Here is an 18,219-nt window from a genome sequence, read left to right on the forward strand (position 1 = left end):
CCGGGGCGGTGGCCTCGTTCGTCTCGGTCATCGACGGTCTCCTCTTCTTTCGCAGGTGGAGTCGCGGTCACGGTCTCCTCGAGGACAAGGCCGAGCGGACGGTGCCGCATTCCCGCCGAGCGCAGCGCAGTCCCTGGCCGTCCCGGGTGGTCCTGAGCCGTTCCGGGCGCAGGCGCGTCAGGCGGTCAGCTGCGATTTTTCTCCGGCAGGGGTGGTGCGTATACTCAACCTCCGTGCCCGGTCACCCTCGTGGTGACGGTCGCGGCCAGCCGCTTTAGCTCAGTCGGCCAGAGCGATTCACTCGTAATGAATAGGTCGTCGGTTCGATTCCGACAAGCGGCTCCACGCAACAGCACAGGTCAGGCCCCCAACTCGTGAGAGTCGGGGGCCTTTCCGTTTCTCGCGAGCGTCTCAGATGCCCCCGCCGTGCCCCCGATCTTCTGGGCCGCCTCCCACAGGTTGCGGCCGATCAGGTGGCCGTCGAGGTCCATCGTCATGGCGGCCGAAGCGTGCCCCGGATGCGCTGGACCACCTTCGGGTCTGCGCCCGCGCGCCTAGCCAGATCGACGCCGCCGTATGCCGCGGGTCGTGAGCCCGCAGGCTCGGACGGCCGATGGCCGCACAGGCCTCCCGCCACCCGACCGCGCGCTTCCAGTTGGACTCGGAGAGCGGTCCGCCTCCGGGCGCACTGAACAATGAGTCCGAGGGTGCCTTGCCGGCGGACCAGACGTCGAGGATCGGCACGACTGCCGCCGGCAGCGCGACGGTGCGCGAGCGGCGGCCCTTCAGCGTGTCGAGTAGAGGCCGCCCTTCGAGCTGCTGGCGAGAACGGTCCGCTCCGGCCGCAGGCCCTCACCCGGCACCTTCACACGGTCTCCGACCTGCAGGCCGGCGAGCTCGCCCCAGCGCAGCCCGCACAATCCGAGGACCCGGACCACGTCGGCGTACGGGCCGTTGCACGCGATGGCCAGCGCTTCGAGCTCTTCGAGAGCGAGGAACTGGCCCTGAGGACGAGCCCGCCCCGCCTTGGACGGCTTGACCATCGCTGCGACATTCCGGGTCACGCGACCGTCCGCGAACGCGAACGCCAGCATCGAGCGCAGCGTGGAGAGGTAGCGGCTTGCCGTCGACCCGGACACCCACATGCCGATGTGGGGATGTTCCGGCGACGCGAGGCGGCGAGGACGCAGGGACGTGCCGAGATGACTCGGCACGCCCAGATCGCGTTGATTGCCGAGGATGACGTCGGTGGAAACGGTGATCCTAGCCACCTAGGCCGGGGAGGCTCGGTTGTGCCGAGGAGATGCTAGTGATAGCGCTCCGTGTCATTTGTCGCTGATTGGCTGGAAGTAGTGGGCGACCGTCCAGGTAGACAGCTTGAGTGCGAGATCTCGGCTGGCGAGGTCGGCAAAGCGGAAGTGGTAGCCCAACCAGACTCGGGCGTCAACGACGTCGGCCCGAAGTGCGCTGCCGGTGTCGTAGTGACGATTGACGTTGGGCACGGCCGTGGAGGTGACGGTCAAGTTCAGCTGCCGCGTGTGAAACAGCGCTTGCAGCACGCCGGTCGATGATGCGGCGACTGAGTTGTAACCGCTGGGATACTCCGGGTAGGCCGGCGTGGTAGCCAGCGGCACCCAGTTCGGATCCGCGAGAGTGGCGGGGTTTCCGTCGGTGTTCGCCAGGTTGACTGCCGTGATCGGTCGCCAGAATCCGTACATGTACTTCGCGCGCCAGACCGTGAGCAGCGCGTCGGACATGCTCATGTCTGCTGCGGCGAACATCCGAGCTGACTGCACGATGTCGAGGCTGCGCTTCGACGCCTGGTCGCGCAGTATGGCGTTGGCTTGTACGAATGCATTGCCCGAGAAGAAGATGGCGGTGGCAGTCTGCTCGGGGCTGCGTTTGGTCGAGGTTGCCGAGCCGTATGCCTTGACCTCGTTGAAATCGCGGGTGTACCTCGCGGAGGTGAGCGTCGGCGGAGCTGGTGGTGCGAACTCGGTGGCGCTGTGCACCAGCAGGGGGGTCACGAACCCGAACCAGGGGTCGAGCATCGACACGAAGCCCGGTGGTGTCGGGCGCCACACGCCGGGTGCCGGTGACTGGGTGAAGAAGATGGGCGCATCTCGTCCGTCGTTGGCACGCGCGGCGATCAGGCTGTCCGCAACGCGAACGCCGAAGGCGGTCCCGTGGTCCTTGGCCTTCCCGTCAGGGATCTGCGCCAACGACGTCGCGTAGTCGGCATCAAGAGCCGCCTGCGCGTACGGGAAGTACCTGATAAGCACACGGTGCGCTGCGGCCACCGCTGCGGCCTGCGTCGAGGCCGGCTGCGCCGGGCGGCCGTGGAAGCGATACGGCTCGTAGCGCCGGTCGATGCCGACGACGGCGTCGTACACGGCAGCCTGCACGAGGCCCAGATAGAGCAGGACCTGTGGATGTCCGGTCTTGGTCGTGTCGCCGACCAAGGTCTTGACCGCGATCGCGTTCCAGTCCGAGATCACTGTCGGATCGCGCGCCGGCGGCGCCGCCGATGCCGTGTTGCTCGCCGCGGCTATGCCGGTGACCATCAGGAGGATCGCGACGGCGGCCGAGCAGAGCCGACGCCTCGATAGCAGGGACCTGGGGTTGGTTTCAGTGGACATGGGAAGACTCCGTCCCGACGGGCGTGTACCCGAATGCCCTCCTTTGCCGGGCATCCCGACCGGTTTGACCGGCGTCACCCGTACAATCTTCCGGTCTACTCCCGGCGTCGGCTGAATGTCGACGAATTCCAAGAATGAGCCGCCCGTCAGACAGTTTTCAGTAAGACGGCGCGGACATGCTTGTGTGGCCCGCCATCTCTGACCGATAAAGTCGGCACTTCTCCAGCCGTTAGGGTGCTCGTACAAGTATTTCGTGTAGAAGTCGCTCTCGCAGAGACAAAAGGCCATGAGCGCCGATGTTCCCCCTTGTGGCTGCACCTGCTTAGGGTCGGATAATTCCGGGAACCTGCGGACATGCTGCGCGGGAAGACGCTCGCCCGACCATGCCGCGTTGAGGGCGGCTACGCTCGCCAGGTCATGCCGCGGACGGGACGTCCGATCGTGCCGCCGTGAGCTACTCGAGAAGTGGCACGTCGAGGTCGTATGCCAGGACGGCAGCTCGCGCCAGCTGCCTTTCCTGTGCGGGGCTGAGGTAGCCGACCGTGGGCCCGAGCGCGCCCACCGGAACGGTGAGGACGTTGTCCAACGAGACCACGCAGTTGTGGTCCAGCCCGTTGCAGGGTCCCACCGCCACCTCGCTGGACAACCCCTTGATGGTGCCGGTGATGGGGGCCACGGTCACCTTGGTCATCGCACCCCGAGCAGCTTCCCGGGTCAGGACCAGCGCTGGTCGCGTCTTGTCGAGGCGGACCAGGCAGATCTCTCGCACCCGGTCAGTCCTCGACCCGAATGTGGGTGCTGGTCCACGCCACGAGGTCGTCAAGATCGTCCGCCGCACCCTTGGCGCCAAGTATCCGAACGTCGTGCTCTGCGACCAGCCGGCGCATCTCTCGTTCCAGTGCCGACGTGACGAGGGCTGCCCTGCTCGGTGCCTCGCCCGCGGCCACAGCACGGTCGAGGAAGGCCACCATCTCGTCGGGCAGGCGGACTGCAATCTGGGTGCTCATGTAGACGAGGATACTGCATTGAATCCCAATATGGGATGCACGCTCGTGCCGCAGATCGAGCGGCTATCCGTAGTGGTACCGGCAGGCAGCGATGCGGACTTCATCGCTGGTGATCTTGTAGAGGAGGCGATGCTCGTCGGTGATTCGTCGGGACCAGTAGCCGGCGAAGTCGTGCTTCAACGCCTCGGGTTTGCCGATGCCTTCGTTGCCGTTGGATTGGATGTCGACCAGCAGGCTCCACGCAACATCACAGGTCAGGCCCCCTTCTCGCCAGGGTCGGGGCCTTTCTTCTGCCCCGAGTCTGCCGGCAGGCCCCCGGGGTGCCCTTCCTTCTGGCTCGGCTGTTCGAGGGACACGGTCCGGACGCCGGGGATAGCGTTGTTTGGTTCAGCAACGGTCGGCGCAGTCGGGCAAGGAAGGAGATCGGCAATGGGCACAACCGAGGACGTAGAGGTCATCCGCCGTGGGTACGCGGCGTTCAGTGCCGGTGACATGGCCACCCTCACTGAGCTCTTCGCTGAGGATGCCGTCTGGCACGTGCCCGGCAGCGGGTCACTCTCGGGGGCGAAGCGAGGGCGGGACGAAATCCTGTCCTTCTTCGGCGAGCTGATGACGCGTTCGGGTGGGACCTTGGCCGTCACCCTCGACGACGTCGTGAGCGGCGACAACCACACGGTGGCGTTGAACCGGAACCAGGCCACTCGTGGCACGGACAGCCTGGAACAGAGCGCCGTCGTCGTCTTCGAGCTTCGCGACGGGCGCGTCACCGAGGCCCGCCAGTTCTTCGAGGACACAGCCCGCAACGACGAGTTCTGGAACTAGTCGGAGCGCTGGCTGCTGCGGCGGCTCCGGCGAACGTCGGGCCGAAGGCGCCGAGCCGTGACCGGAGGACCCGCGGTCACGGCATACGCGGGGGGAAATTGCGAAGGAGCCCGCCTGCGCGCGCAGGACGGACTCCTTCGAGGCTGGTGCGGATGGGGGGGGTGCGTGCCAGCCGGGGGGGTGTTACATGTGTGACAGTAATCAACCCATGGCCGTATGTACCGGGTTTCGCCAAATTTGTGCCAGAAGTTTTGAATGCCTCGAATGAGCGGTATGTGGCTGGGCCCGTGAGGGGTCCCGTGGAGCCTGCTCCCGGGTTCGCGATCTGGCACAGTGACGCCGGTGACCGTGACCTCGCCGTCCCCGAACCCGGACCTGCTGGACGAGACGCTTCGGGTCGCCTCGGGGCTCGTCGGCGAGCGTCTCGAGGTGCTGGGCGATGCCTTCCCCGGTAGCCGTCGAACCCTCGTCGTGCGGGTCCGCTCGGCCGGGCGGTCCCTCGTCGTCAAGCGCTACCTCGGCGAGGACGGGCGGGAGGCATTCGCCCGTGAGGCCTCGGCCCTGGCGGCCCTCGCGGGCTTCGCCGGCACCCCCGGCCTCGTCGCCGAGAGCAGCGACCCGCGGCTCGTCGTCATGGCCGACCTGGGGGAGGGGACGCACCTCGCCGACGCGCTGCTCGGCGCCGATGCCGACCTGGCGGCCGAGACGCTGTCGGGCTGGGCGACGGCCCTGGCGGGCTTGCACCGCGCAGGTCGTGACACTCGCGAAGCCTTCGAGGCAGGGGTGCTGGCCCGCGCCGCCGGCGAGCCGGAGAGCCGCGTCGAGATCGACTACCTGCCCGGCCAGCTCGCCACGGCAGCGACCGAGTGGGGCCGGCTGGCCACGGCCCTCGACGTGGACGTGCCCCAGGGGATCTTCGACGTTCTCGCCGGGGTGCCGGGGCGGTTCCGGGTCGATGCGAGCAGCCTCTCGGCCGCCGACATGTGCCCCGACAACAACCTCGTCCGCGACTCCGGCGATGTAGCGCTTCTCGACTTCGAGTTCGCGGTGTGGCGACCGGTCGCGTGGGACGCCGCCTACCTCCGGGTGCCGTGGCCGACGTGCTGGTGCGCGTGGTCGCTGGCGGCCGCTGCAGCGCACGTCGCCCTCGACCGCTGGCGCGAGTCGGTCGGGTCGGTCTGGCCGGAGGTGTTGGGCGCCGGCTTCGACCACGACCTCGACCTCGCCACCGAGGCCTGGGCGTGGCTGGCTGGCAGCTGGTGTCCCGGTCCGCTCGTCGACGGCGAGACCCAGCGCACCAACCCGGTCAAGCCGATGCCGCGCATGCCCGACCGAGTGCTGCGTTTCCTGCGCACGGCGGCCGACGGGCGCGCTCTGCCGGGGCTGGCCGAGGTCGCGCAGCGGCTAGCGCGGGCCGTCGAGACGACGTATGCCGCGACCGACGTGCCGCTCGCACCGGCCTTCACGGGCGGGACGCTCCAGTGACCGGGCAGACGACGGGGCAGGTGGCGCAGGGGCCGTGGACCACGCGGCGTGCGACGCCCGCCGACGCCGCTGCCGTCACGGGGCTCCGGGCCCTGATGTTCTCGGCCATGGGCGTCCTGGGCGTCGACGACCCGGGCTGGCGCGAGGCCGCGACCACGTGGTTCGAGCGGGAGCTGGGCGGCCTGCGGGCGTGCGTCGTGCTGGCCGAGGACCCCGACGGCACGGTCGTGGCCGGCGCGATGGCCGGCCTGCGCTTCGAGACCCCGTCGCCGGTCAACCCGAACGGCGTCTGGGGTCTGGTCAGCAATGTCGCGACGCTGCCCGAGGCGCGGCGTCAGGGGTTGGCGCGTGCCTGCGTCGTCGGGGTCCTGGACTGGCTGCGTGACGAGACCGAGGCCATGGTGGTCGAGCTCTTCGCCACCGGGGAGGGATCGGGCCTGTACGACGAGCTCGGCTTCACCCCGACCGCGTGGCCGGCGATGCGGATGCGCCTGCGCCCCTGACCCGCAGCAACTCCGCCGGGGCGGGGTCAAGGGGCCTGGTTCGGGTCTGGGGGCTGCCACAAGTCCGCCGGGGCGGGGTTAGCGGGTCCAGCCGCTGGGCTACGGGTGCGTGGCGGGGTCGGGCTGCCGGTGGAGCTCGGCGCGCTCGAGGACGCGACGCGCACCCCACGACACGAGGACCGCAGCTGCGCCGGCGCCGACGGTGACGGCATACGCCGGCGTGTGGCCGCCCCAGTCGGCGAGGCGACCGGCCAGGGCGGCGCCGACGGCATACCCGAGTCCGGTCGCAGCGGCGAGCACCGTCATGGCGGCGCCGGTGCGGGAGGGCGGCGTGACGCGCTCGCCCAGGGTGAAGGTCGTGATCATGTAGGGCGCGACGGTGCAGCCCAGCACGAGGAGCACGGGAACGAGCGCCGGCAGCGAACCGACGAGCAGCAACGGGGCCGACAGCGCGAGCAGGCCGGCAGCGAACCAGCGCAACCGCGTCGGCAGCGCGAACCGGGCCGGCAGCCCCGCGACCGCGAGGCCCGCGATGACGCTGCCGACGCCGAGGAGGGCGTGGAAGTAGCCGGTCAGGCCGGGGGAGCCGGCCGTGGTGGCGAGCACCGAGGTGCCGGTCTGGACGGAGCCGAAGACACTGCCGACGAGCAGCTGGGCGACGCCGAGGACGACGAGCGCCGGCGTCAGGAGCGGGCCGACGGCACCGGTCGCCCTCGAGGTCGCCGCGTGCGTCACGTCCGCGGTCTCGTGCAGGGCGAACCAGGTGCCGAACACCGCGAGACCGGCAGCCGCGAGGGCCAGGGCCGCGGTCGGGCTGGCGACGGACACCCCGAGCCCGACGAGGGCAGGGCCGAGGACGAAGGACGCCTCGTCGGCAGCCCCCTCGTAGGAGAAGGCGGCGTCGACGAGGCCGTGCTGGCGCGATCCCGAGGCTGCGGTGATGGGCCGCCACCGCACCCGTGCCAGCGGACCGATCTGCGGCAGAAGCAGACCCGCGACCGCACTCGCGACCGCGGCCACGCCCCAGGGGAGTCCGGCGGCCACGACGACGAGGACGCCGACGATGCCGAGACCGCCGGCGATGGACTGGAAGGCCACGACGCGGCGCTGACCGACCCGGTCGGCGCGGGAACCCCAGAAGGGCGCCCCGACGGCGTTGGCCACGGCGAGCGCACCGGCGCAGAAGCCGCCCGCGCCGTAGCTGCCGGTGGCGGCGGACACGAGCAGGAGGGTGCCCAGCTGGCTCATCGCGAGCGGCAGACGAGCCAGGAACGCGACGACGATGTAGGTGCGGCCGGTGAGGCCGAAGAGGTGGCGGTACGAGTCGATGGGTGACACAGGGCGGCTCCGGATCTGGTCGCGGGGTGCGCGACACGGCTGCGTGCCTACCCGCCCATCAGGTCACGCCGGATCCCTGTGCACCGTGATTCTACGACGGCGCGGGGGTGCGGGGCGCCGCCGGACCCGAGGGTGCGTCAGTCGCGCAGGTGGTGGGCGTTGCGGACGGACGGGGAGAGGCGGTAGATCGCCTCGACGAGGCCGGCTCCCACGGCTCCGACGGCGAGCGACTGCCACACGAGCGGCAGGGGTGCGTCGAGGTTGAAGAAGCGCGCGGCGAACGGGAGCAGGAAGGCCGCGACCGCGAGGCCGACCATGGCGGCGACGAGGGCGGCCTTCCACGGCCGGAAGGGGCGGGCGAGGACGACGAGGATCCAGAAGAAGACGGTGAGCAGCGTGATGGTGGCGCCGCTGCCGGGCTGCCAGCACGCGACGTCGGTGACGGTCCGCGTGCCGGCCTCGACGGTGCACCGGTCCGCGAACTCCGCGGGCGGCACGCCGTAGCTGCTGCCCGCCCACAGGTACGACGCGATGACGGCGACCCCCGCGACGGCCCCCGACGGCACCGCGAAGCGCAGGATGCGACCGAGGAAGCCGGCGAGGTAGCGACGCTTGTTGGGCCCCAGCGCGAGGAAGAACGCCGGGATGCCGATCGTCACGGCCGACACGAGGGTCAGGTGCCGGGGGAGGAAGGGGAACGGCACCGCGATGGCCGCGGCCGCGAGGATCGCGACGAGGCTCATCGCGTTCTTCGCCACGAAGAGATTGGCGACACGCTCGACGTTGCCGATGACACGGCGCCCCTCGGCGAGCACGTCGGGCAGGTGCGAGAACCGCCCGTCGAGCAGGACGAGCTCGGCGACGGCCTTGGTCGCCTGCGCCCCGTTGCCCATGGCGACCCCGATGTCGGCGTCCTTGAGGGCGAGGGCGTCGTTGACGCCGTCGCCGGTCATGGCGACGACGTGGCCGTCGGCCTGGAGGGCGTGCACGAAGGCCCGCTTCTGCTCGGGGGTGACCCGCCCGAAGACGGAGTGTGCCGCCAGCACCTCACGCAGCGCGTCGGGCTCGTCGGGCAGCGTCCGCGCGTCGACCGGCTCGCCGACCTCGAGCCCGACCGAGCGCGCCACCGCGGCCACGGTGACGGGGTTGTCGCCCGAGATCACCTTGACGGCGACGTCCTGTCCGGCGAAGTAGGCGAGCGTGTCCGCCGCGTCGGGGCGGACCTGCTCGGTGAGCGTGACGAGCGCGGCCGGGGTGAGGTCGGCCGGCAGGGTGGCGTCGGCGAGGTGCTCCTCGCTCCGGCCGAGGAGCACGACGCGGAGGCCCGAGTCGGCGAGCTCGGCGACCTGGGCACGGATCTCGTCGATCACGGCCGGCGGCGACGGCTGGGGGTCGGCGGCGAGCAGCACCTCGGGCGCGCCGAGGACCCACGTCGAGCGCTCGGCGAAGCAGGCCGCGCTCCACTTCCGCGAGGAGTTGAACGGGATCGTCTGCGTGCGCTCCCAGCCCGGTGACTCGACGGCTGCGGCGACCGCCGTCAGCGTGCCGTTGGCGTTCGGGTCGTCGGCGAGCGCGCCCAGCGCACAACGGATCTCGTCGTCGTCCTGCCCGTCGAGCGGCCGCGCATCCCGGAAGGAGATCTCGCCCACCGTCAGCGTGCCCGTCTTGTCGATGCAGACGACGTCGACGCGCGCCAGGCCCTCGACCGCGGGCAGCTGCTGCACGAGCACGTTGCGGCGCGTCAGCTGCACCGCCGACAGGAGGAAGGCCACCGACGTGAGGAGCACGAGCCCCTCGGGCACGAGGCCGACCACGCCGGCCGCCGAGCGGATGACGACCTCGCGCCAGCCCTGGTCGCCGACCGTGCGCCACTGCGACCAGATCGCGATCGGCAGGGCACCGACGATGACCCACGTGATGTAGGTCAGCAGGGTGTTGATCGACTCCTGGATCTCGGAGCGGGTGCGCGTGAACTTCCTCGCGTCAGCAGCGATCCGGTTGACGTACGCGTCAGCCCCGACCTGGCTCGCGTGGTAGCGGCCCGACCCGGCGACGACGCTCGTGCCGGACATGATGTCGTCTCCCTCGTCGTGCGGGACGGGGTCGGACTCGCCGGTCAGGTTGGCCTCGTTGAGCTCGAGCCCGGCGCTCGCGATGAGCGTGCCGTCGGCGGGGACCTCGTCACCGGTGCGGAGCTCGATGAGGTCCTCCTGCACGACCTCCGTCGTCGGCACGACGCGCACCTCACCGTCGCGCACGACTCGCGTCGTCGGGGCGTTGAGCAGGGCCAGCCGGTCGAGCTTCCGCTTCGCGAGGTACTCCTGCACGATGCCGATGGCCGAGTTGACGACGAGGACGATCCCGAAGAGCCCGTCGGCGAAGGATCCCGTGACCATGACGAGCGCGAAGAGCGCGCCGAGGATCGCGTTGAAACGCGTCAGCACGTTGGCGCGGACGATCTCGCCGATGGAACGCGACGTGCGCTCGGTCAGCCGGTTGACGGCGCCGCGCGAGACCCGCTCGGCCACCTCCGCGGCCGTCAGCCCCTCGGGACGGGTCAGCGACGCCCCGCCGGGTGTCGTCGCGGGCGGCGTCCCGTGTGTCGTCACCGGCCCATTGTCGTATGCCGGGTGCCCGGCTCCGTGGTGGAACGTGCGGGAGCGCCCGGGTGGGCTCTCCGGGGACGGGGCGTGACGGCATACGTCATCGCTCGGACGCCGGGGCGGACAAATGTTACTGATCGGTCCTCGGACGAGGTCCGGGGTCGTTCCCGGATCGTGGGACGATGGGGGGCGTGACTGAGTCGATCCAACGTGCCCGTGCCACCACCGCCTCCTACTCGATCACGATGCGGATCCACGCCGGCACCGACCCGGCGGTCATCGGGGCCCTGGCGGTCAAGGTCGCCGAGAGCGGCGGCATCACGACGGCGCTCGACATCGTCGACTCCCACCCGGACCGTCTCGTCATCGACCTCACCTGCTCGGCGAGCAACGCCGAGCACTCGAACGAGGTCGTCGACGCCGTCGAGACGCTCGAGGGCGTCCGCGTCCACAAGGTCTCCGACCGCGTCTTCCTCATGCACCTCGGCGGCAAGATCTCCGTCGAGTCCAAGGTCAACCTGCGCAACCGCCAGGACCTCGCGATGGCCTACACGCCCGGCGTCGGCCGGGTCAGCCAGGCACTCGCCGAGCACCCGGAGGACGTGCCGAAGCTGACGATCAAGGGCAACTCCGTCGCCGTCGTCACGGACGGCTCGGCCGTGCTCGGCCTCGGCAACATCGGCCCGATGGCGGCGCTCCCGGTCATGGAGGGCAAGGCCGCCCTCTTCAAGCGCTTCGCCGGCATCGACGCGTGGCCGATCTGCATCGACACGACCGACGTCGACGAGATCGTGCGCACCGTCGAGCTCATCGCCCCCGGCTTCGGCGGCATCAACCTCGAGGACATCGCGGCGCCGCGCTGCTTCGAGGTCGAGGCCAAGCTGCGTGAGCGCCTGTCGATCCCGGTCTTCCACGACGACCAGCACGGCACGGCGATCGTCGTGCTCGCGGCGCTGAAGAACGCCCTGCGGTGCATCGACAAGAAACTCCCCGACGCACGCATCGTCGTCTCCGGCGGTGGTGCGGCCGGCTCGGCGATCGTCCAGCTGCTGCTGGCCGCCGGCGCGATCGACGTCACCGTCTCCGACCGCCCCGGCCTGCTCAACCGGGACGACGAGTCGCTGACCCCGGCGTGGCGCGACCTCGCCGAGAAGACCAACCCGCGCGGCCTCACCGGCACCCTGCGCGACGGCCTCCAGGGCGCCGACGTCTTCATCGGCGTCAGCGCGCCGCGCATCCTCGACCCCGAGTGGATCAACGAGATGGCCGAGCACCGCATCGTCTTCGCGCTCGCCAACCCGGACCCCGAGGTCGACATCTACGAGGCGACGCAGCGGGCCACCGTCGTCGCGTCGGGCCGCAGCGACTACCCCAACCAGATCAACAACGTCCTCGCGTTCCCCGGCGTCTTCCGCGGGCTGCTCGACGCGCGAGCGACCGACGTGACGACCGAGATGCTCATCAAGGCGGCCGACGCCATCGCGTCCGTCGTCACCGACGAGCAGCTGAACCCGAACTACATCATCCCCAGCGTCTTCCAGCCCGACATGAGCAAGACCGTCGCCAAGGCGATCGTCGACTGCGTGCCCAAGGCCCCGGCGAAGAGCATCCCGATGACCGGCGCGAACTGAGGAGCGCGACCCACCGGATGACGAGAACGACCCCGCCGGCCCAGCCGGGGCAGCGCCACCCCCTCGATGGCCGCCGCGCCTGGGCGGTCTGGGCGGCGGCCATCGCCGTCTACGTCCTGGCCGTCTTCCACCGCACCTCGCTCGGGGTCGCCGGGCTCGAGGCCGCCGACCGCTTCGGCATCAGCAGCGCGCAGCTGTCGACCTTCACGATCCTGCAGCTCTTCGTCTATGCCGCGATGCAGCTGCCGGTCGGGGCGCTCCTCGACCGCTACGGATCCAAGAAACTGCTCGGCTTCGGCCTCACGCTGCTGACCATCGCGCAGCTCGGTTTCGCGTTCGTCCACTCCTTCGAGGCCGCGCTGCTGTGCCGCGTGCTGCTCGGGATGGGCGACGCGATGGTCTTCATCTCGGTGCTGCGCCTGGTCGCCCTGTGGTTCTCGCCGCGGCGCACGCCGATGGTGACGCAGCTGACGGGCGTCCTCGGCCAGCTCGGCGCGCTCGCCGCGGCCGGTCCGCTCGCAGCCGCGCTCGCCCACTTCGGGTGGACGCCGTCGTATGCCGTCGCGGCGTCGGTGGGCGTCTTCAGCGGGGTCGCGCTCGTGGTGGTCGTCAAGGACAGCCCGTACGCCGACCACCACCGCGACGAGCTGCGCCTCCGGGCGGTCGCTCGCACGCTGCGGGCCGCGTGGCTGGTGCCGGGGACCCGGCTCGGGCTGTGGTCGCACTTCACGTCGCAGTTCGCCGCCAACATGTTCACGATGCTCTGGGGCTTCCCGTTCCTCGTTGCGGGACAAGGGCTCTCGCCGGCGACGGCCAGCGTCATGCTCATGGTCATGGTCGTCACGTCGGTCGTCTCCAGCCCGGTCATCGGCACGCTGACGATGCGCTACCCGTTCTCCCGCAGCACGATGGTGCTGTGGATCGTCGCCGCGGCGATCGCAGCGTGGACCGTCGTGCTGCTCTGGCCGGGCCGTGCCCCGTTGTGGATGCTCGTCGTCCTCGTGGTGCTCATCGCCATCGGCGGCCCGGGGTCGATGATCGGCTTCGACCTCGCCCGGACGTTCAACCCGCCGACCCGCATCGGCAGCGCCTCGGGCATCGTCAACACCGGCGGCTTCATCGCGACCCTGACGGCGGTCGCGCTCGTCGGCGTCGTCCTCGACCGGGTGTCGCCGGCCGGCCCGTCCACCTGGGGCGTCGACTCGTTCCGGGCCGCGATGACGGTCCAGTACCCCGTGTGGGCGCTCGGCGTCGTGCAGGTGCTGCGCTACCGCCGCAAGGCGCGGCGCGCCGCCCTCGAGGCCGACCCGGACGCGTATGCCGCCATGCAGGCCGGCGAGTCCGTCACCTTCCACTGACCTGCCTCCCCACCCCCACCCCACCCCTCGACCCACCTTCTTCAACCGTCGAGAGGCCACGTGTGGCCGCCTCGGACACGTCGAAAGGCCACGTGTGGCCGCCTCCGAACCGTCGAGAGGCCACGTGTGGCCGGTCGGTCCGGTCTAGCCTGCCTACGGGAGGAGGAGCGATGCCGACGTGGGCTGACGTGGACGAGCTGGCCGGGCGCCTGCCCGGCGCCGAGCGGACGGTCACTCACGAGGGGTCGCCCGCCTGGCGCGCCGGACGGCATACGTTCGCTCGGTTGAGGGTCGACGACGACGCACGCGAGCTGGTCCAGGTGTGGACGGGTGAGATGGACACCGCCCTGGCGCTAGCAGGCCGCCGCGACGTCTTCGTGCGCATCGACACGTTCCGCTTCCGCGTGACGCTGTGGGCACGTCTCGACCGCCTCGACCGGCGCGAGCTGGCGGAGCTGCTCCTCGACTCCTACGACGTACGGGGCGGGCCGCGCCGCCGAGGCGACATCGGCCTCGCGGACCTGCTCCGCTGATGTCCGGGTGTGAGCCGATCCCGGCGCCGGTGCCCCGTTCACAGGCTTTTTTCAGGTTGGGGGGTATGCAGCCGGGCGGGTACGACGGAGTCCCCGCCGGCCCCTGACCACAGGGAGGCACGGATGGCTGCACCAGCGCCGACACGGACGAGGCTCACGTCCGACCAACGCAACTCGTTCGCCGCCGCCTACCTCGGCTGGGCGATGGACGCCTTCGACTACTTCCTCGTCGTCCTCATCTACGCCGACATCGCCAAGGACTTCCACAAGTCGCTGCCGGAGATGGCCTTCATCACGACCATGACGCTCATCATGCGTCCCGTCGGGGCCTTCATCTTCGGCCTCTGGGCGGACCGGCGGGGCCGGCGTGTCCCGCTCATGACGTGCGTCGCGTTCTACAGCGTCGTCGGCTTCGCCTGCGCCTTCGCGCCGAACTTCGGCGTCCTCATGGTCCTGCGCATGCTCTACGGCATCGGCATGGGAGGCGAATGGGGGCTGGGGGCCGCTCTCGCCATGGAGAAGCTGCCGAGCGACCGCCGAGGTTTCTTCTCCGGCATCCTGCAGGGCGGTTACTCGATGGGCTACCTGCTCGCCTCGCTGGCCTTCCTCGTCGTCAACTCGTGGCTCGGCCTGTCGTGGCGCTGGATGTTCGCGCTGTCGATCATCCCGGCCGCCATCACGTTCGTCATCCGGTCGCGCGTCGTCGAGTCCGAGGTCTGGCGCAGTGCCGACGAGCGGGTCCGGCAGACCAGCACCTCGGTGCGCCAGCTCCTCGCGAACCGGGCGATCTGGCGTCGATTCATCTTCCTCGTCCTGCTCATGACCGCCTTCAACTGGATGAGCCACGGCACCCAGGACATCTACCCGACCTTCCTCAAGGCCACCGACGACGGCGGTGCGGCGCTGGCCAAGAGCACCGCGTCGTGGATCGTCGTCATCTACAACGTGGGTGCCATCGCCGGAGGCGCCGTCGCCGGGTCGCTCTCCGAACGCTACGGGCGCAAGGTCGTCATCATCTTCTGCGCCCTGCTCGGGCTGCCGATCGTGCCGCTGTTCGCGTACTCGCAGACCGCGGGCATGCTCGTCCTCGGCTCGTTCCTCATGCAGGTCATGGTCCAGGGTGCTTGGGGCGTCATTCCTGCGCATCTGACCGAGCTGAGCCCCGACGAGATCCGCGGTTTCTACCCCGGTGTCACCTACCAGCTCGGCAACTGTCTCGCGGCGTTCAACCTGCCGATCCAGCAGGCCATCGCCTCGACGCACGGCTATCCCTTCGCGCTGGCCGTGACGATCGTGCCCGTCTTCGTCGCCGTGATCGTCCTGACCTTCCTGGGGAAGGAGCGCCGCGGCGTCGAGTTCGGCAGCCGGGAGACGAGTCTCGTCGAGTCCGGGGAGGCCAGCCTGGCGTCGGCGCGCTGACCGGACCGGACGAGTCCGGGTGTGCGAACGCCGCGCCCCACGAGGGGCGCGGCGTTCGGCGTGCAGACGGGACGGTCCAGCTCAGGCGTCCCCGACGGTGAGGGCCTCGGCCTCGACTCGTGAGGTGACGGCTTCGGCGCCGTGTCCGGGCGCCTCGTCGAGCGCACTGATGATGCGGCGCGCCGTGAGGAGGACGAGCACGCCGAGCACGACGGCTCCGGAACCCACCCAGAACGGCAGGTGGATGGACTTCTCGCCGAGGTTGCCGGCGAGCCATGGTGCGATGGCGCCGCCGCTGAAGCGGACGAAGGAGTATGCCGCGGACGCGACGCCGCGCTCGACGGGGGCGACCTTCATGACCGTCTCGGTGATGAGGGTGTTGTTCACGCCGAGGAACGCGCCGGCCAGGATGACGCCGATGACGAGGACGGTCTTGTTCTCGGTCCAGATGGCCATGGCCGCGAGGATCACGGCGAAGCCGAGGAGCGCGCCGACGATGCCGGCCAGGGTGCCGAAACGGCGCTGGATCATCGGGGCGACGAAGACCGACGTGATGGCGAGCAGGACGCCCCATCCGAAGAAGATGAACCCGATCTGGTGTGCGCCCATGGCGAGCGGGAACGGCGTGAACGCGAGCAGCGTGAAGAAGCCGAAGTTGTAGAGCAGAGCCGTGATGCCGACGGTGAGCAGACCGCGGTGGCCGAGGGCGCGCAGCGGCGCCGAGATCGAGGTCGGCGTCTCGGCCGGCGGCGTCTTGGGCAGCGTCGTCAGGGTCGCGATGAAGGCGATCGCCATGAGGACGGCGACGCCGTAGAACGGCCAGCGCCACGAGATCCCGCCGAGCCAGCCGCCGAGCAGCGGGCCGGTCGCGATCCCGACACCGAGAGCGGCCTCGTAGAGGATGATGGCCTGCTTCACCGAGCCCGACGCGGCGTTGACGATCGTCGCGAGGGCGGTTGCGATGAACAGGGCGTTGCCGAGACCCCACAGGGCGCGGAACGCGACGATCCCGCCGACGGTGTCCTGGCTGCCGGCGAGGGCCGCGCCCACGATGATGAGCGCGAGGCCGAGCAGCAGGGTGCGCTTGGCGCCGACGCGGCTGCTGACCCAGCCCGTCCCGAGCATGGCGATGCCCATGACGGCGAGGTAGCTGGTGAAGAGGAGCGAGACCTGCGAGGGCCCGGCGCCGAGCTCGTCGGCGATGGGCTTGAGGATGGGGTCGACGAGGCCGATGCCCATGAAGGAGATCACGCAGGCGAACGCGATCGACCAGACGGTCTTGGGTTGGCGCCACATGGTGGTGGTCATCCGTCCTTTCGGGTGGGGTGGGGAGCGGGGGCGTCCGCCGCGGCGGCGAGCAGCTCGTTCATGACGTCGATGGCGACCTGGACGCGGTCGAGGGCCGGTCCGTCGAGCTGGTCGAGGGCGGGGGACAGGACGGCCAGCCGGGCCCGGCGGACACTCTCGAGCGCGGCGTGGCCCTCGGTGCTGAGGGAGATCACCGTGGCGCGTGCGTCGTCGGGGTCGGATCCGCGATGCACCCAGCCCGACGCCTCGAGGCGCTGGAGCTGGGTGGTGATCGTCGGCTGGCTGCTGTGATCGGCGGCCGCGAGGACGCTGACCCGCGAGGGTCCGAGCTCGTCCAGGAGGGCGAGCAGCCGGGCCTGCGCGAACGGCACGTCGAACGAGGCGTGCCGGCTGGCCCAGCGCGACAGCCGTGCGGCCGAGCGCAGCAGCTCGTTGCCCAAGGTGGTCGGTTCAATCACCCGCCCAACTTACATAGATAACCTATGCATATCAAGTCGTGTCACAGGTGTAGTCCGGACGGATTGCTCTCTCGGTTGGACGGATTGCTCTTTCGATCGGGTTTTGGGGGTCGCCGGCTCCGATCGAGAGAGCGATCCGTCCGCGGTGGCCGCCGGCCGACGCGCTCAGGCGACCTGGCGCAGCACGCCGTCGGCGATGTCGGCGAGGTGGTCGAGGTCGGAGAGGTCGAGCACCTGGAGGTAGACCCGCTCGGTGCCGACCGCCCGGAAGTCCGTGATCTTCTCGACGACCTCGTCGGGTGATCCGGCCAGTCCGTTCGCGCGCAGCTCGTCGACGTCACGGCCGATGGCCTGGGCGCGGCGTCGCAGGGTCGCTTCGTCCTTGCCGACGCAGACGACCTGGGCCGCCGAGTAGGTCAGCGAGTCGGGGTCACGACCGATCTCGCCCGCGATGTCACGGACCCGTCCGAAGAGCCGGCCGGAGTCGGCGGCCGACGTGAACGCGGCGTTGAACTCGGCGGCGTACCGTGCGGCGAGGGTGGGCGTGCGCCGCTTCCCGCCGCCACCGATGATGATCGGCACGCCACCCTCCTGAACGGGCTTGGCCAACGCGGGGGACTCGGCGACCGAGTGGTGGGTTCCATTGTGGCTGAACGTCTTTCCCGCCGGGGTGTCCCACAGCCCTGTGATGACGGCGAGCTGTTCCTCGAGCCGGTCGAACCGCTCGCCGAGCGGCGGGAACGGGATTCCGTATGCCGTGTGCTCGGCCTCGAACCACCCGGCGCCGAGTCCCAGCTCGACGCGTCCACCACTCATCTGGTCGACGCCCGCGACCTGGACCGCCAGCGGCCCGGGCAGGCGGAAGGTGGCCGACGTCACGAGCGTGCCGAGGCGGATCGTCGAGGTCTCCCGGGCCAGGCCGGCGAGCGTCGTCCAGGCGTCCGTCGGGCCGACGCCGCCGTCCCCACCCATGTGGAGGTAGTGGTCAGAGCGGAAGAACCCGCTGAAGCCGAGGTCCTCCGCGGCTCGCGCGACGGCGAGCAGCTCGTCGTAGGTGGCGCCCTGTTGGGGCTCGGTGAAGATGCGCAGGTCGACGGTCATGCCCGTGCAACCAC

General features: G+C 70.3%; 17 protein-coding genes and 1 tRNA gene. 8 read left to right on the forward strand and 10 right to left on the reverse strand.

Features of this window, described 5'->3' with window-relative positions; genetic code table 11:
* Positions 1 to 268: 268 nt before the first annotated feature.
* Positions 269 to 345 (forward strand) — tRNA-Thr (locus tag AB4030_RS10615).
* A gap of 14 nt (positions 346 to 359) precedes the next feature.
* Here the strand turns inward: AB4030_RS10615 and AB4030_RS10620 are convergent.
* The 5 genes from AB4030_RS10620 to AB4030_RS10640 all read right to left on the reverse strand — a co-directional run bounded on the left by AB4030_RS10620 (position 360) and on the right by AB4030_RS10640 (position 3,646).
* On the reverse strand, positions 360 to 497 hold the full coding sequence (locus AB4030_RS10620; protein ID WP_442279187.1) for a hypothetical protein: 138 nt from the start codon (positions 495 to 497) through the stop codon (positions 360 to 362).
* A gap of 288 nt (positions 498 to 785) precedes the next feature.
* Positions 786 to 1,271 (reverse strand): hypothetical protein, encoded by a 486-nt coding sequence (locus AB4030_RS10625; protein ID WP_442279188.1) that lies wholly within the window; start codon positions 1,269 to 1,271, stop codon positions 786 to 788.
* Positions 1,272 to 1,325: 54 nt separating this feature from the next.
* On the reverse strand, positions 1,326 to 2,639 hold the full coding sequence (locus tag AB4030_RS10630; RefSeq protein WP_442279189.1) for a vanadium-dependent haloperoxidase: 1,314 nt from the start codon (positions 2,637 to 2,639) through the stop codon (positions 1,326 to 1,328).
* A 454-nt stretch (positions 2,640 to 3,093) separates the two neighbouring features.
* Entirely contained in the window at positions 3,094 to 3,477 is a 384-nt protein-coding gene (locus tag AB4030_RS10635) for a type II toxin-antitoxin system PemK/MazF family toxin (protein WP_442279190.1), read from the reverse strand.
* Positions 3,413 to 3,646, reverse strand: coding sequence for a YlcI/YnfO family protein (locus tag AB4030_RS10640; RefSeq protein WP_442279191.1), 234 nt, complete (start codon positions 3,644 to 3,646; stop codon positions 3,413 to 3,415). The genes AB4030_RS10635 and AB4030_RS10640 overlap by 65 nt, the downstream gene beginning before the upstream one ends.
* Positions 3,647 to 3,691: 45 nt before the next feature.
* Between AB4030_RS10640 and AB4030_RS10645 the strand changes: the two genes are divergently transcribed.
* The 3 genes from AB4030_RS10645 to AB4030_RS10655 all read left to right on the forward strand — a co-directional run bounded on the left by AB4030_RS10645 (position 3,692) and on the right by AB4030_RS10655 (position 6,456).
* Positions 3,692 to 4,468 carry a nuclear transport factor 2 family protein gene (locus AB4030_RS10645; protein ID WP_442279192.1) on the forward strand — a complete coding sequence of 259 codons (777 nt, stop codon included), beginning with the start codon at positions 3,692 to 3,694 and terminating at the stop codon, positions 4,466 to 4,468.
* 342 nt (positions 4,469 to 4,810) lie between these two features.
* Entirely contained in the window at positions 4,811 to 5,953 is a 1,143-nt protein-coding gene (locus AB4030_RS10650) for a phosphotransferase (protein ID WP_442279193.1), read from the forward strand.
* Positions 5,950 to 6,456 (forward strand): GNAT family N-acetyltransferase, encoded by a 507-nt coding sequence (locus AB4030_RS10655; protein ID WP_442279194.1) that lies wholly within the window; start codon positions 5,950 to 5,952, stop codon positions 6,454 to 6,456. Before AB4030_RS10650 ends, AB4030_RS10655 begins: the two co-directional genes overlap by 4 nt.
* 99 nt (positions 6,457 to 6,555) lie before the next feature.
* On the opposite strand, the gene AB4030_RS10660 is transcribed toward AB4030_RS10655, so the two are convergent.
* Positions 6,556 to 7,794: an MFS transporter gene (locus AB4030_RS10660; RefSeq protein ID WP_442279195.1), complete on the reverse strand. Its 1,239-nt coding sequence runs from the start codon at positions 7,792 to 7,794 to the stop codon at positions 6,556 to 6,558.
* 137 nt (positions 7,795 to 7,931) lie between these two features.
* Positions 7,932 to 10,403: an HAD-IC family P-type ATPase gene (locus AB4030_RS10665; protein WP_442279196.1), complete on the reverse strand. Its 2,472-nt coding sequence runs from the start codon at positions 10,401 to 10,403 to the stop codon at positions 7,932 to 7,934.
* Positions 10,404 to 10,579: 176 nt separating this feature from the next.
* Between AB4030_RS10665 and AB4030_RS10670 the strand changes: the two genes are divergently transcribed.
* The 4 genes from AB4030_RS10670 (at position 10,580) to AB4030_RS10685 (ending at position 15,338) form a co-directional block, all read left to right on the forward strand.
* Positions 10,580 to 12,028, forward strand: a complete 1,449-nt coding sequence (locus tag AB4030_RS10670; RefSeq protein ID WP_442279197.1) for an NAD-dependent malic enzyme — start codon at positions 10,580 to 10,582, stop codon at positions 12,026 to 12,028.
* A gap of 17 nt (positions 12,029 to 12,045) precedes the next feature.
* Entirely contained in the window at positions 12,046 to 13,386 is a 1,341-nt protein-coding gene (locus tag AB4030_RS10675; RefSeq protein WP_442279198.1) for an MFS transporter, read from the forward strand.
* Between the two features lie 170 nt (positions 13,387 to 13,556).
* Positions 13,557 to 13,919 (forward strand): hypothetical protein, encoded by a 363-nt coding sequence (locus AB4030_RS10680; RefSeq protein ID WP_442279199.1) that lies wholly within the window; start codon positions 13,557 to 13,559, stop codon positions 13,917 to 13,919.
* 123 nt (positions 13,920 to 14,042) lie between these two features.
* Positions 14,043 to 15,338 (forward strand): MFS transporter, encoded by a 1,296-nt coding sequence (locus AB4030_RS10685; RefSeq protein ID WP_442279200.1) that lies wholly within the window; start codon positions 14,043 to 14,045, stop codon positions 15,336 to 15,338.
* Positions 15,339 to 15,419: 81 nt separating this feature from the next.
* Here the strand turns inward: AB4030_RS10685 and AB4030_RS10690 are convergent, their stop codons facing one another.
* The 3 genes from AB4030_RS10690 to AB4030_RS10700 form a co-directional block, all read right to left on the reverse strand.
* On the reverse strand, positions 15,420 to 16,646 hold the full coding sequence (locus tag AB4030_RS10690; protein WP_442279201.1) for an MFS transporter: 1,227 nt from the start codon (positions 16,644 to 16,646) through the stop codon (positions 15,420 to 15,422).
* On the reverse strand, positions 16,643 to 17,104 hold the full coding sequence (locus AB4030_RS10695; RefSeq protein WP_442279202.1) for a MarR family winged helix-turn-helix transcriptional regulator: 462 nt from the start codon (positions 17,102 to 17,104) through the stop codon (positions 16,643 to 16,645). The genes AB4030_RS10690 and AB4030_RS10695 overlap by 4 nt, the downstream gene beginning before the upstream one ends.
* 165 nt (positions 17,105 to 17,269) lie before the next feature.
* Positions 17,270 to 18,205: an LLM class F420-dependent oxidoreductase gene (locus AB4030_RS10700; RefSeq protein ID WP_442279203.1), complete on the reverse strand. Its 936-nt coding sequence runs from the start codon at positions 18,203 to 18,205 to the stop codon at positions 17,270 to 17,272.
* Positions 18,206 to 18,219: the final 14 nt, after the last annotated feature.

It is taken from the genome of Terrabacter sp. 2YAF2 (assembly GCF_052114705.1).
In the GTDB taxonomy this organism is placed as follows: domain Bacteria; phylum Actinomycetota; class Actinomycetes; order Actinomycetales; family Dermatophilaceae; genus Terrabacter.